This is a genomic window from Devosia enhydra (assembly GCF_900119845.1).
Taxonomy (GTDB): Bacteria; Pseudomonadota; Alphaproteobacteria; order Rhizobiales; family Devosiaceae; genus FPKU01.
In genome coordinates this window covers 1,840,401-1,854,123 of the sequence record NZ_FPKU01000001.1, presented here as the reverse complement: position 1 = coordinate 1,854,123, position 13,723 = coordinate 1,840,401, and the positions used below count along the sequence as shown (strand labels likewise).

Annotated in this window: 11 protein-coding genes; 5 read left to right on the top strand and 6 right to left on the bottom strand. The window is 65.0% G+C overall.

From position 1 onward, the window contains the following. Window positions 1-23: 23 nt before the first annotated feature. The 3 genes from BT183_RS08885 to BT183_RS08875 are packed head-to-tail and all read right to left on the bottom strand — an operon-like array spanning window position 24 to window position 3,023. The gene (locus tag BT183_RS08885; protein ID WP_072341119.1) at window positions 24-998 is read right to left on the bottom strand and encodes an aldo/keto reductase; all 975 of its coding nucleotides are present in this window, start codon (window positions 996-998) and stop codon (window positions 24-26) included. 37 nt (window positions 999-1,035) lie between these two features. Then, on the bottom strand, window positions 1,036-1,359 hold the full coding sequence (locus BT183_RS08880) for a GIY-YIG nuclease family protein (protein ID WP_072341116.1): 324 nt from the start codon (window positions 1,357-1,359) through the stop codon (window positions 1,036-1,038). Window positions 1,360-1,415: 56 nt separating this feature from the next. Beyond that, a complete protein-coding gene (locus tag BT183_RS08875; RefSeq protein ID WP_084603360.1) occupies window positions 1,416-3,023 on the bottom strand; it encodes a peptide chain release factor 3 in 1,608 nt (535 codons plus the stop codon). Window positions 3,024-3,133: 110 nt separating this feature from the next. Between BT183_RS08875 and BT183_RS08870 the strand changes: the two genes are divergently transcribed. The 3 genes from BT183_RS08870 (at window position 3,134) to BT183_RS08860 (ending at window position 6,181) form a co-directional block, all read left to right on the top strand. Continuing rightward, window positions 3,134-4,135: a ligase-associated DNA damage response exonuclease gene (locus BT183_RS08870; RefSeq protein ID WP_072341115.1), complete on the top strand. Its 1,002-nt coding sequence runs from the start codon at window positions 3,134-3,136 to the stop codon at window positions 4,133-4,135. A 196-nt stretch (window positions 4,136-4,331) separates the two neighbouring features. Then, entirely contained in the window at window positions 4,332-5,909 is a 1,578-nt protein-coding gene (locus BT183_RS08865; RefSeq protein ID WP_072341112.1) for a cisplatin damage response ATP-dependent DNA ligase, read from the top strand. A gap of 11 nt (window positions 5,910-5,920) precedes the next feature. Next, window positions 5,921-6,181, top strand: coding sequence for a UvrB/UvrC motif-containing protein (locus BT183_RS08860; RefSeq protein ID WP_072341109.1), 261 nt, complete (start codon window positions 5,921-5,923; stop codon window positions 6,179-6,181). 23 nt (window positions 6,182-6,204) lie between these two features. On the opposite strand, the gene BT183_RS08855 is transcribed toward BT183_RS08860, so the two are convergent. From BT183_RS08855 to BT183_RS08845, 3 genes are read right to left on the bottom strand one after another with little or no spacing between them, the layout of a single operon-like run. Beyond that, entirely contained in the window at window positions 6,205-6,819 is a 615-nt protein-coding gene (locus tag BT183_RS08855) for a hypothetical protein (protein WP_072341106.1), read from the bottom strand. Window positions 6,820-6,874: 55 nt separating this feature from the next. Next, entirely contained in the window at window positions 6,875-7,270 is a 396-nt protein-coding gene (locus BT183_RS08850; RefSeq protein ID WP_072341103.1) for a MerR family transcriptional regulator, read from the bottom strand. After that, the gene (locus BT183_RS08845; protein WP_072341831.1) at window positions 7,267-8,979 is read right to left on the bottom strand and encodes a long-chain-fatty-acid--CoA ligase; all 1,713 of its coding nucleotides are present in this window, start codon (window positions 8,977-8,979) and stop codon (window positions 7,267-7,269) included. The genes BT183_RS08850 and BT183_RS08845 overlap by 4 nt, the downstream gene beginning before the upstream one ends. Window positions 8,980-9,253: 274 nt before the next feature. On the opposite strand from BT183_RS08845, the gene BT183_RS08840 reads away from it, so the two are divergent. Both BT183_RS08840 and BT183_RS08835 read left to right on the top strand, forming a co-directional pair. Next, window positions 9,254-11,734 carry an acyl-CoA dehydrogenase gene (locus tag BT183_RS08840; RefSeq protein WP_072341100.1) on the top strand — a complete coding sequence of 827 codons (2,481 nt, stop codon included), beginning with the start codon at window positions 9,254-9,256 and terminating at the stop codon, window positions 11,732-11,734. 18 nt (window positions 11,735-11,752) lie between these two features. After that, complete coding sequence (locus tag BT183_RS08835; RefSeq protein ID WP_072341096.1) at window positions 11,753-13,723, top strand: 3-hydroxyacyl-CoA dehydrogenase NAD-binding domain-containing protein; 1,971 nt, start codon at window positions 11,753-11,755, stop codon at window positions 13,721-13,723.

The following is a 13,723-nucleotide window of genomic DNA, read 5'->3' as shown; positions in this document are numbered from 1 at the left end:
AGGTCGCGGGAAAAGCGGCGAACTCAGATGTCGCCGCGCACCTGCGGCCGCACATGCTCGTAATACCATTCGGCGAGCTTGAAACGGTACGCCTCGGGGAGGTTGGGCAGGCCGGCGGCCGCCACATTGTCAGAGAGCTGGTCGGGCCGCGTCACCCCGGCGATGATGGTGGAAACCCCCGGATGATCGAGAATCCAGCGCAGCGCCAGATGGCTCATCGGCCAGCCTTCGGGCACCACCGGCCGCAGCGCATCGACGAGAGCCAGCCCGGTCTCGAAGGGAATGCCCGAGAAGGTCTCGCCCACCGAGAAGGCCTGCCCGTCGCGATTGAAATGGCGGTGATCATGGGCGGTAAATGCCGTTGTAGCGGAATATTTGCCCGAGAGCAGCCCCGACGCCAGCGGCAGGCGCACGATGATGCCGACATCCTTTTCGGCCGCGGCAGGCAGCAAGTCCTCGGCCGCATCCTGGCGGAAGAGGTTGAAGATGATCTGCAGCGTCGAAACCCCGTCATGCCGGAGGCAGATCATGCCCTCCTCGATGGTCTCGACGCTCGCGCCATAATGGGCCACGAGCCCGTCGCGCTTGAGCCCATCCATCCACGCGAAGATCTCGCCATCCTCGAGCACGGGGCGCGGCACGCAATGGAGCTGCACGAGATCGAGCCGCTCGGTCCCGAGCCGCCGCAGCGAGGCTTCGATGTTCTCGCGCAGTTTCTGGCGGGTGTATTTATCGGGAAACAGCGCCGAGCCGCGCCCCACCTTGGTGGCCACCCGCACCCCGGCCTTGCGGGGAAAGCTGCCGATGCGCGTTTCCGAGAGCCCGCTGCCATAGACATCGGCCGTATCCCAAAAATTCACCCCGAGATCGGCGGCGCGGCCAAGGATGGAATAGGCCGTGCCGTCGTCCACCGGCCCGAAATCCCCCCCGAGCTGCCAGCAGCCCAGCCCGATCTCTGAAACCTCGTAGCCGGTCTTGCCGAGCCTGCGCTTGTTCATTGCGGTGTCCTCGCTGTTTCGGCTGCGCCACAGAACCTCATCCTGAGCCTGTCGAAGGAGGAGGTTCTGTGGCACCGGTGTTTGCAGTTCGCGCCAGCCCCGGCAACGCGTCGTAATCGCCTGCGATCAGGGCTTCCTTTTTGCGCCGCGACCACCCCTTTAACTGCCGTTCCCGGGCAAAGGCTGCCAAAAGACTATCGGCGGCTTCGCAATAAACAAGCTCTACCGGCCGTCGCCCGGCGGTAAAGCCGTTGCCCAGCCCCTGCTGATGCTCCCACAATCGCGCCTCGATCGGCTTGCGCGTGTTGCCGACATAGTAGCTGCCATCGCAACATCTCAGAATATAGACGGCGATCACCATCCCGCGACGCCCCTCGTCCTTCGACAGGCTCAGGATGAGGGGCTCGAGAGTTCAGTTCAAGCCCGTTCCTTGGTCGAGAGAAACTTGATCTTGGGCCAGTCGCGCTCGGCCCGGCCCAGCCACCAGCTGCTCTGGGCCAGATAGACCGGGTCGCCATCCTTGTCTTCGGCCATCTCCATCTTGGAGGCATCGACGAAGCGCTTGAGTTCGAGCTTGTCGTCGCAGGCCACCCAGCGAGCCAGTTCGAAATTGATGCTCTCGAAGCTGATGGGCGTATTGTATTCCTTGGCGATGCGGGCCTGCAGCACTTCGAGCTGCAGCTGGCCCACGACGCCCACGATCCAGTCCGCCCCGATCATGCGGCGGAAAACCTGCGCCACGCCTTCCTCGGCCAGATCGGAGAGGGCCTTGCCCAGCTGCTTGGCCTTGATCGGATCGGTCAGGCGCACGCGCCGGATGATCTCGGGGGCGAAATTGGGGATGCCCGTGACCTTGATGATCTGCGTGCCTTCCACCAGCGTGTCGCCCACGCTCAGCGTGCCGTGATTGGGGATGCCGACGATGTCGCCGGCCACCGCTTCTTCGGCCAGTTCGCGATCATGGCCAAAAAAGAACATCGGGTTGGAAACGGCCAGCTCCTTGCCCGAGCGCACATTTCTCAGCTTCATGCCGCGCCGGAAGGTGCCCGAGGCGAGCCGCACGAAGGCGATGCGGTCGCGGTGGTTGGCGTCCATGTTCGCCTGCACCTTGAACACAAAGCCGGTGACCTTGGGGTCGGCCGGATCGATCGGGGCGGGTTCTGCCGGCTGCGGACGCGGATCGGGCGCCCATTGCCCGAGCGCGCGCAGCAACTCGGCCACCGAGATCGTCTTCAGCGCCGACCCGAAGATCACCGGGGTCAGATGTCCGGCGCGATAGGTCTCGAGATCGAAGGCGGGCAGGCCGTCGCGCACCAGTTCGAGGTTTTCGAGCGACGTGGCGACCACGGGATCGGCATTGAGCTCGGCATCGCTCAGCAACTCCTCGGGGTCCGAGAAACGCCGCCATTCGGTGCCATCGGGATGCAGCACGCGGCCGCCCACCAGATCCACCGTGCCCTTGAAGTCCACGCCCTGGCCCAGCGGCCAGACGATGGGCGTCACGTCGAGCGCGAGCGTATCGGCGATCTCGTCGAGGATTTCGAGCGGGTCCTTGCCTTCGCGGTCCACCTTGTTGGCAAAGGTGATAATGGGAATATCGCGCAGCCGGCAGACCTCGAAGAGCTTGAGGGTCTGGCTTTCGATGCCCTTGGCCACGTCGATCACCATCACTGCCGCATCCACCGCCGTCAGGGTGCGATAGGTGTCCTCGGAAAAGTCCGAGTGGCCCGGCGTATCGAGCAGGTTGAAGGTCAGCCCGTCATGTTCGAAGGTCATTACCGACGAGGTGATGGAAATGCCGCGCTGCTGCTCGATTTCCATCCAGTCCGAGCGGGTGGCGCGGGTGTTGGCGCGTCCGCGCACCATGCCCGCCTGCTGGATCGCACCCGAGGATGCGAGCAGCTTTTCGGTCAGCGTCGTCTTGCCGGCGTCCGGGTGCGAGATGATGGCGAAGGTCCGCCGCGTCTCGTGGGGCGGGCGCTTGGTGCGGAGCGGGCGGTCGGCATGGGGTTCTGTCACGGTCATGGCGCAGGGCTTTACCCGCTCGCCCCCCTGCGCGACAAGGAAAAAGCCGCGAAAAAGGCCAGCCGATGGGGCTGAACCACCCTCGATCGCGCGGCGTTATAGGCACTGCCATGGCCCAGCCCTTTCTCGACCGCGACCTGCGCGTCCGCCCCATCGATGCCTATATCGACCCGCCGGTGCCGCGCGAGCGCGCCATCATCACACATGGCCATGGCGATCACGCACGCTCGGGCCATGGGGCGGTGCTCGCAACCCCCGACACCATCGCCATCATGAAGACCCGGTATGGCGAGGACTGTGCCCGCACCTTCCAGCCCTTGCCCTATGGCGAGGTGCTTGAAATGGATGGCATGCGCATCAGCCTTCATCCGGCCGGGCACATTCTGGGCTCGGCCCAGGTGCTGATGGAATTTGGCGGCCAGCGGATTGTCGTCACCGGCGACTACAAGCGCCTGCCCGACCGCACGGCCCAGCCCTTCGAACTCCTGGAATGCGATCTCCTCGTGACCGAAGCTACCTTCGGCCTCCCGGTCTTCCAGCATCCCGATCCGGCCCTTGAAATCCGCCGGCTGCTGGCCTCGGTAGCCGCCTATCCGTCGCGGGCCCATGTCATCGGCTGCTATGCGCTGGGCAAGGCGCAGCGCGTCATCTCGCTCCTGCGCGAAGGCGGATATGATGCCCCAATCTATCTCCACGGCGCGATGATCCGGCTCTGCGCGCTTTACGAAGAGCTTGGCATTCCGCTTGGCCCGCTGCTCCCGGCGCTCGATGTGCCCAAGGCCGGGCTCGAAGGCCGGATCGTCATCGCTCCGCCTTCCGCGGTCAAGGATCGCTGGAGCCGGCGGCTGCCCGATCCGGTTCTCGCCGTGGCTTCGGGCTGGATGAGCGTCAAGCAGCGGGCGCGCCAGAGCGGGGTGGAACTGCCCCTCGTCATCTCCGACCATGTCGACTGGAACGAGCTGCGCCAGACCGTCGCCGAAACCCGCGCCCAGACCGTCTGGGTCACCCACGGCCGCGAGGATGCGCTGGTCTATTATTGCCAGCAGCAGGGCCTTGCCGCCGAACCGCTCAACATCACCGCCTATGATGACGGCCCGGAGGATGTGGAATGAGGGTCGGCGATCATCAGTTGACAGATCCAGGTCCCCCACCCCCGGCCCCTCCCCGCGAGGGGGAGGGGAGCGCAGGCTTCAGTGGCAATTCCGACCGGCGCACTGAACATCATATGGGCGTTCCCTCCCCCTCGCGGGGAGGGGCAGGGTGGGGGGCTGCGAGCTTTCGGCAAGGCCCCGTGAGGCAGGCCCACCCATGAAAGCCTTCGCCCAGCTGCTCGAAATCCTCGCGCTCACCCCCTCGCGCAATCGCAAGATCGAGGCGCTGTCGCGCTATTTCGCCACGACGCCCGATCCCGATCGCGGTTATGCGCTGGCGATCCTCACGGGCGCGATGAGCTTCAAGAACGTCAAGCCGGCGCTGCTCAAGGAAACGGTGCTGGCCGAGGTCGACCCGCATCTGTTCGCGCTCTCCTATGACTATGTCGGGGATCTGGGCGAGACCATCGCGCTCATCTGGCCCCATCATGGCGGCACCGAGGAACTCCCCTCGCTCGCCGAACTGGTCGAGCTCTTCACCATCACGCCCAAGCCCAAGCTGCCGGGGCTGATCGGCTCGCTTCTGACTCGCGCCGAGATCAATGAGCGCTGGGCGCTGGTCAAAATGACAACCGGGGCCTTGCGCATCGGGCTCTCCGCGCGGCTGGCCAAGACAGCGCTGGCCGACATGAGCGGGCGCGACCTTCAGGCCATCGAAGAAGTCTGGCACGGCATTTCAATGCCTTATTCCGAACTGTTCGACTGGCTCGAAGGGCGCTCGGACCGGCCCGACATCGACCACGCCGCCCGCTTCCACCCGATGATGCTCTCCAACCCCATCGACGAGGCCAGGGACCTGCCGGCGCTCTCTCCGGCCGACTATGCCGCCGAATGGAAATGGGACGGCATCCGGGTGCAGCTGATTGCCTCGGGCGGCCGGGTATCGCTGTTTTCGCGCACCGGCGACGACATCGCCAATGCCTTCCCCGACGTGGTGGACCGGGTTTTCGGCGATGCGGTGCTCGATGGCGAATTGCTGGTGGGCAGGGATTTCGTTCCCGCAACCTTCAACGATCTGCAGCAGCGGCTCAATCGCAAGACGGCCTCGGCCAAGCACATTGCCGAACTGCCGGCCTTCATCCGGGCCTATGACATGCTCTTTGATGGCGCCGAGGATATCCGCGCTCTGCCCTGGACCGAACGGCGGGCCCGGCTCGAAGCCTTCCTCTCGCGCGAAAAGCAGCATGTCATCGACATTTCGCCGGTGATCGACTGGTCCGATGCCGAAATGCTGGCGGCCATCCGTCGTCGCGGCGCTGACGAGGAGGGGCATGAGGGCGTCATGCTTAAGCTCCGGTCCTCGCCCTATGTGCCCGGCCGCCCCAAGGGCCTCTGGTACAAGTGGAAGCGCGATCCCAATGTGGTCGATACCGTGCTCATGTATGCCCAGCGCGGCCATGGCAAGCGCTCGAGCTTTTATTCGGACTACACATTCGGGGTCTGGAAGGGCAACGAGATCGTACCGGTGGGCAAGGCCTATTTCGGCTTCACCGATGCCGAATTGAAGGAGCTGGATCGCTGGATCCGCAACAACACGATCGCCAGTTTCGGCCCGGTGCGCGAAGTGCGCAAGGAGCTGGTGTTCGAGGTCGCCTTCGACAGCGCCCAGACCTCCAATCGCCATAAATCCGGCGTGGCGCTGCGCTTTCCGCGCATCAACCGCATCCGCTGGGACAAGCCGGCGGGCGAGGCCGCCACGATCGACGAAATGCTCGCTTTCATTCCGGCCAGCTGAAGGAGACCGACATGTCGCTGAGCGCGATTTCGCGCAAGATCGCCGAGCTTGAAAAGCGCATGCTGGCGGCGGCGGAAGCTGAGGATTTCGAGCTGGCAGCGCGCCTGCGCAACGAGATCGCTGCCTTGCGCGGCGAAGACGGCGGTGCACCAGCCGTGCGCAAGCCGCCCCCGGGCGAAATGGGGCTGGGTACCCACATCCCCGTCGTCGCCCCGCCCAAGGGTTGGACGCCCCCGAAAAAGCCCGATCCCATGACGCGCGGTCGCAAATAGGCAAAGCGCGCCCGATCCAGCGCCTACTGCGCTCGCCAGCTGTCGCCCTCTTGCGCAATGCTCTCAGGCGCGGTCTCGCCCTCTCGGCCGACATGGACCACCATGGGTTCGGCGCGCAACGCCCCTTCGGCCACCCACGAGATGACGAGGGCGAGGCCTTGCGGGTCCGAGACCCGGATCCCGTCCGGCGTTGCCTCGATGGCGGCTGCGGCGGCCCGGGTCTCGCCCCGCGCCTCAGCCTCGGCCAGAAGCGCGATCGCGTCTTCGGGATTGTCGAGGATCATCTCGAGCACGAGGATGTCGCCCGAAATCGTGCCCCACCCGTAAAGATGTTCGCCATCCGGGGACGAGGCGGCGACGGTGAAGCCTTCCGCCTCGCGGGCCTCAAAGCGCAGCGCCAGGCTGCCGTCTTCGCTGACATAGGCCCCATCTTCGAGCTTGAACGCGCGCGCTCCCGCCTCGCGGTCAGCGAGATAGAGGGTGCCGTCCTCGCTCTTGTAGGGTGTGAGCGCAAAGGCCGCGGGCAGGGGTGTCGCGAGATGTTCAGGCGCGATCAGCAGATCGGTTGAGGAGATGGTGCAGCCCGCGAGCAGGATGCCCGCCATCACCATCCCCAGCACAAGACCCATGGCGCGCATCGCGACCTCCGGTTCATCTGCTCATGAGACGCCGGCGCCGCCAGCGGCCTTGGCCTCACACGCTCGGGCCCAGCCTTTCGCGCGCCAGCGCCTCGATTTCGCGCAGCTCCCTCAGCGTCGTTTCGAGATCGACCTTCTGCCGCTCCAGAAGCCCGATGCGCTCGCGCACTTTTGCCACCAGCAGCTTGACCTGCGGGGCCTGGGCCTGCGCGTCATAGAGGCTGAGATATTCGGCGATGTCGCGCAGCGAAAACCCCAGCCGCTTGCCGCGCAGGATCAGCATCAGCCGTGCCCGGTCGCGACGGCGGAACACCCGCGTCGCTCCAACCCGCTCGGGCGCGAGCAGGCCCTTGGCCTCGTAGAAGCGGATGGTGCGCGTCGAGATGCCGAACTCCTTGGCGAGATCGGCAATGGCATAAAGATCGCGCTCCGCCGCTGCGGGCTTGTTCATGCGCCGGGCCCCGCCTTTTTCTGCCGGTATTCCTCGCGCAACTCTTTTTTCGAGAGCTTGCCGATCAGCGTCTTGGGCAATGCGTCCCTGAAGATGATCTCGCGCGGCATTTCGAGCTTGTTGAGCGTCTCGGACAGGAAGCGCTTGATCTCTTCCTCGGTCGCGCTCTTGCCGTCCTTGAGCTTGACAAATGCCACCGGCACTTCGCCACGATAGGGGTCCGGGGCTCCGATCACCGTGCATTCGTCCACCGCCTCGTGGCGAACCAGTGCTTCCTCGATCACGCGGGGATAGACGTTGAAGCCGGAGACGATGATCAGGTCCTTGATGCGATCGACGATGAACACATAGCCATCCTCGTCGACATAGCCGACATCGCCGGTGCGCAGCCAGCCATCGGCGAAGGCCGACCGGCTGGCCTCCTCATCCTCGAAATAGCCCAGCATCACCTGCTTGCCCTTGACCTGGATTTCGCCGCGCCCGCCCGGTGCCTGCACCTCGCCACTGTCGACACCGACGAAGCGCAGGTCCGTGCCGGGCAGGGGCTGGCCGATCGACATCGGCTTGGAGGGCACCCGCAGCGCCGCGCAGCACACCACCGGCGACGCCTCCGTCAGCCCATAGCCCTCGGCCAGAAGCGCCGCCGATATCTTGGCAAAGCGCGTGCGCGTCTCCTCCGACAGCGGCGCACCGCCCGAAACCGCCACCTTGATGGAGGCGAGCTTTGCGGGCTCCTTGACGCCCTTGGCCAGCGCCGCCAGCAGCGTCGGCACCGCCATCAATACATTGGCCTCTGTCCGGGCGATGAGGTCGACCAGCGCCTTGAGTTCAAAGCGGGGCAGCATCACCACCTGCGCGCCGTTGCGCAAAGGCAGATTCATGCAGGTGGTCATGGCGAAGATGTGGAAGAAGGGCAGCACCGCCACCACCTTGCTGGGCGGAAAGAACAACTGTTCCCCCCAGGCGTTGATCTGGCTGACATTGGCCGCGACATTGGCGTGGCTCAGAAGCGCGCCCTTGGGCAGGCCCGTCGTGCCCCCGGTATATTGCTGCACGGCAACATCACGCGTGGCATCGATCGTCACCGCCGCCGGCTTCAGCCCGAGCCTCACCAGACTGCCGAAATCGGTGCAGCGATCGGCGATGGGGCTGGCGCCCACCTTTGTCAGTTCCTTGCCCTTGACGATGCGGAACAGCCATTTCTTCACGAAGGACAGCGCTTCGGGAAAGTGGCAGACGATGAGCTTGCGCGCGTGCCCCGCCTCGACCAGCGCCTGCGCCTTTTCGAACAGCTGGGTCAGGTCGAGCGTGATCATCAGGTCCGCACGGGAATGGGCCACGATGTGCGAGAGCTCGGATACCGTGTAGAGCGGGTTGCAGTTCACCACCGTGCCGCCGGCCCGGAGGATGCCGTAATAGGCAATCACGAAAAAGGGCGTGTTGGGCAAGAGCAGCGCCACGCGGCTGCCCTTGCCGATGCCGAAGCGCTGCTGCAACGCGCCGGCAAAGGCTTCGATGGCGTCGCCGAGCTCTGCATAGGTCGTTACAGCGCCCAAAAAGTCGAGCGCCGGAGCCTGCGGGGTCCGCCGGCACACGGCCAGCACCTGCTCATGGATCGGCGTGGTCTCGATGGGCGTGTCCCATCTGATGCCGGGCGGATAGTTGTCGACCCAGGGGCGGGCATGACCGGTCTCCGAAACATCCGTCATGGTCACCATTCTCCTCCAGCCATTCGGCCCTCGCGCCATCGCGCTTTGCCAAACCATTTCATGGCCTTACCCAAGCGTCAATTGTGAGGCGCAGCGTCATGCGGCGATCCGTGCCATCTTCGGCTGTCCGCAGCGGTCCCGGGTCTTGCCGCAAGCGTGACCGGAAGCCTCGCGACCGGACGTTGACGTATACGTCAATCATGCTTAACTGTTGCGATGACGCCGCGCCTGCGCCACCTCTGTTCGGGTGCGGCGATTTTGAGGAGGTATTGCCGTGGCCCTTGTGCTCGTTGCTCTCGCCCTGATCGCTGCGGCAGGTCTCGCGATGCGCCGGTCGCCGGTCTGGCACTGGGGGCTCGCCGCCCTCGTCATCGGTGCGCTGTCCCGTCTGGGCTGGACTGAGGCCGGGCCCGTGATCGCCACGGGCCTTGCGGGCTGGGTCATCGCGCTTCTGCCCGGCATCATCCTCTGCCTTCTCGCCATTCCCGCCATTCGCATGGCGCTCGTCACCGGCCCGGCCTATGGCATGGTGCGCAAGATCCTGCCGCGCGTCAGCCGCACCGAGCAGGAGGCGCTCGATGCCGGCACCGTCGGCTGGGATGCCGAGCTGTTTTCGGGCCGCCCTGGGTGGAAAAAGCTTCTCGGCGTGCGCAAGCCGACCCTTACCCCTGAAGAGCAGGCCTTTCTTGACGGACCGGTCAACGAACTCTGCGCCATGATCGACGATTGGGACAGCCGGCACAACCGCGCCGATCTTGCGCCCGAAGTCTGGCGCTTCATCAAGGACAAGGGCTTTTTCGGCATGCTCATCGGCAAGGAGCATGGCGGGCTGGGCTTTTCTGCCCAGGCCCAGTCGATGGTGGTCTCGAAGATCGCGAGTCGCTCGGTTGCTGCCGGCATCACCGTGATGGTGCCCAATTCGCTCGGGCCGGGCGAGCTTCTCGAAAAATACGGAACGCCCGAGCAGAAGAAGAAATATCTGCGCCGCCTCGCCACGGGACAGGAAATCCCCTGCTTTGCGCTCACCGGCCCGCATGCGGGTTCCGATGCGGCCGGCATGCGCGACATCGGGGTGGTCTGTCACGAACTCTACCAGGGCAAGAAGACGCTTGGCGTCAAGATCTCCTGGGACAAGCGCTATATCACGCTCGCCCCTGTCGCGACGCTGCTGGGCCTCGCCTTCCACCTCCGCGATCCCGAACGTCTCTTGGGTGGCGAAGAAAATATCGGCATCACCTTGGCGCTGATTCCGGCCAATCATTCGGGCGTCGAGATCGGCCGCCGGCATTTCCCGGCGCGCTCGGCCTTCATGAATGGCCCGACCCGCGGCCGCAGCGTCTTCGTGCCGATGGATTATCTCATCGGCGGTCCGGCCTTTGCGGGGCAGGGCTGGCGCATGCTGATGGAGTGTCTTGCCACCGGCCGCGCCATTTCGCTCCCGGCAATCGGCACGGTCTCGATCAAGCACGCCCTGCGCGTCACCTCCGCCTATGCCCGCATTCGCCGGCAGTTCGGCATTCCGGTGGGCCTGATGGAAGGGGTCGCCGAGCCGCTCTCGCGCATGGTGCGCACCGCCTATACCTATGAGGCGGCCCGGGCCCTCACCGCATCCATGGTCGATGAAGGCCAGAAGCCCTCGGTGCTGTCGGCCCTGCTCAAATATCGCACAACCGAAGCCATGCGGCTTGCCGTCAACGATGCCATGGATATCCATGGCGGGCGCGCTATCCAGGATGGTCCGACCAATTATCTCTTTGCCGGCTATGCCACGACGCCGGTGGCCATCACCGTCGAGGGCGCCAATATCCTGACGCGCTCGCTCATCACCTTCGCGCAGGGGGCCCTGCGGGCTCATCCCTATCTCTATGCCGAGATCGCAGCGGCCCAGAACGCCGACCGCAAGGCAGGCCTACGCGCCTTCGACACCGCGTTTTCCGGCCATGTCGGCTTCATGCTGCGCAACATGACGGGCAGTTTCCTCCACGGACTTTCGGGTGGCGCTTTCGCGTCCACTCCGGTCAATCACGAAATGTCGCGCTGGTATCGGCAACTGGCCCGCTACGCGCAGAGCTTCGCGCTTGTCGGCGACTGGACTGTGGCGTTCCTCGGGGGCGATCTCAAGCGCAAGCAGCGGCTCTCGGGCCGCATGGCCGATATCCTCTCCGAGCTCTATCTGCTTTCCGCAGTTCTCAAGCGCTATGAGGACGAGGGGCGTCAGGCCGAGGATCGGCCTCTGGTCGATGCCATCGCGCGCGACTGCATCCATGCCATGGAAACCCAGTTCGCCGCCGTCTTCGCCAATTTTCCCAATCCGGTGCTGGCGACCCTGATGCGCGTCCTCGTCTTTCCGCTGGGTCGGCATGCCAAGCCTGCGTCCGACAAGGAGACCTATCGCCTCGTGCGCTCGGTGCTTCGCCCCGGCGGCTTCCGCGACCGGTTGACGGCGGGCACCTATCAGACCAGCAACCCCAAGGACGTGACGGGCGTTCTCGAGGATGCCCTGATCAAGGTGGCGCGCGCCGAGGAGATCGAGACCAAGTTCGTGCGTGCCATCAAGAAAGGGCAGGTGGAGCGCCGCCTCGACCGCGATGCGATCTCCGATGCGGTGGATGCCGGCATCCTCACCGAGGCCGAGGCCGCGCTGCTGCGGCTGGCCGATCAGGCGACCGATCGCGTTATCCGCGTTGATGATTTCGATCCGGATGAACTGGCGCCCCGTCAATTGACTCGCTATTCCGGTACGGCTGCCGAGTAAGAGGTTCAGGAACGCGCCATGCCCGACTCCCAATTGCCCGCAACCCAGCACTGGCGTTTCGAGACGGATGTCGAGGGCATCGGCTGGCTGACCATCGATGCCCCCAAGGGGCCGGTCAACACGCTGAGCCGGCAGGCCCTGGCCGAGCTCGAGACCATGGTCACCCGCATCGAGGACCTTGCTGCTTCCGGGCAGATCAAGGGCGTGGTGCTGCTGTCGGGCAAGGAGAGCGGCTTCATCGCCGGGGCCGATATCTCCGAATTCGACTCCATGGCCGATTTCTCGATCCTGCCCGACATGCTGCGGCGCACGCATTCCCTCTTCGCGCGGATCGAGATGCTCAAGGTGCCGGTGGTTGCCGGCATCCATGGCTTCTGCCTCGGCGGCGGGCTGGAACTGGCACTGGCCTGCCACTATCGCATCGCGGTCAACGACGAAAAGACCCGCATCGGTTTCCCCGAGGTCAATCTCGGCATCTTCCCGGGCTTTGGTGGCACGGGCCGCTCGATCCGCCAGGCCGGGCCCGTCGATGCGATGACCGCCATGCTCACCGGCAAGCCGATGCGTGCGAGCGAAGCCCGGGCCAAGGGCTTTGTCGACAAGCTCGTCCGCCATCGCGACATGCTGCGCTGGGAAGGCCGCAAGGCGGTGCTGCAGGACCGGCGCGCCAAGCCGGCCGGCTTTGCCAAGCGCGTCATGGCCATGGGACCCATGCGCGACTATGTCGCCAACCAGATGCGCAAGTCCGTCGCGCGAAAAGCGCCGCGGCTCAACTACCCGGCGCCCTGGGCGCTGATCGAGCTCTTCGAGAAGAAGGGCAATGACTGGCGGGCGATGATTGCCGGCGAAGTCGAGGCCTTCGTGCCGCTGCTGTCGTCCGAAACGGCGACCAACCTGCGGCGCGTGTTCTTTCTCACGGAAAGCCTCAAAAAACAGGGTTTGCGGGGCGTGGAAAAGCCGAATTTCACGCGCGTGCATGTTGTCGGCGCGGGCGTCATGGGGGGCGATATCGCTGCCTGGTGCGCCTTGCGCGGCATGGGCGTGACGCTTCAGGATCTCGATCTCGATCGCATCAAGCCGGCGCTCGCCCGCGCCAAGTCTCTCTTTCGCAAGCGACTGAAAACAAAAGAAGAAATCGACGCGGCCGTAGCCCGCCTCGAGGCCGATCCTGCCGGCAAGGGGCTCGCCCGCGCCGATGTCGTCATCGAGGCGGTGGTCGAAAAGCTCGAGATCAAGCAGAAGATCTTCGCCGAAGCCGAAGCCAAGGCCGGCCCCAACGCCATTCTCGCCACCAACACCTCATCGATCGAACTCGAGCGTATCGCCGAGGCCCTCAAGGATCCCAACCGCCTGATCGGGCTGCACTTTTTCAATCCCGTCGCGCAGCTGCCGCTGGTCGAGATCATCCGTTCCCGCTTCAACACCGACCGCCAGATCGCCCTTGGTTCCAGCTTCGCCCTCGCCATCGGCAAGAGCCCCGTGGTGGTCCGCTCGGCTCCGGGTTTCCTCGTCAACCGGGTGCTGCTGCCCTATATGATGGCGGCGGTGGAGCGGGTGGAAAAAGGCGAGAATAAAGAACTACTTGACGCAGCCGCCGTGGCTTTCGGCATGCCGATGGGGCCAATCGAGCTGATGGATACGATCGGGCTCGACGTCGGCAAGTTCGTGGCCCTGGAACTGGGCCATTCGGTGCCCGACAACAGCCAGTTCGCCCGCCTGATCGCCGAGGGCAAGCTCGGTCGCAAGACCGGCGAGGGCTTTTACAAATGGGAGAAGGGCAAGGTGCAAAAGGCCGATCCGCCCGACCATCCCAACCTCGTGGCGCTGGGCCGGGAACTGGTTCAACCCCTTGTGGATACGACAGAAATCGTCGTGCGCGAGGGCGTTGTCGCCAATGACGACCTGGCCGATATCGGCGTTATCCTCGGAACGGGCTTCGCCCCGTTCCTCGGCGGGCCGCTGCAGGCGCGCAAGGACGGAAGGGCATAG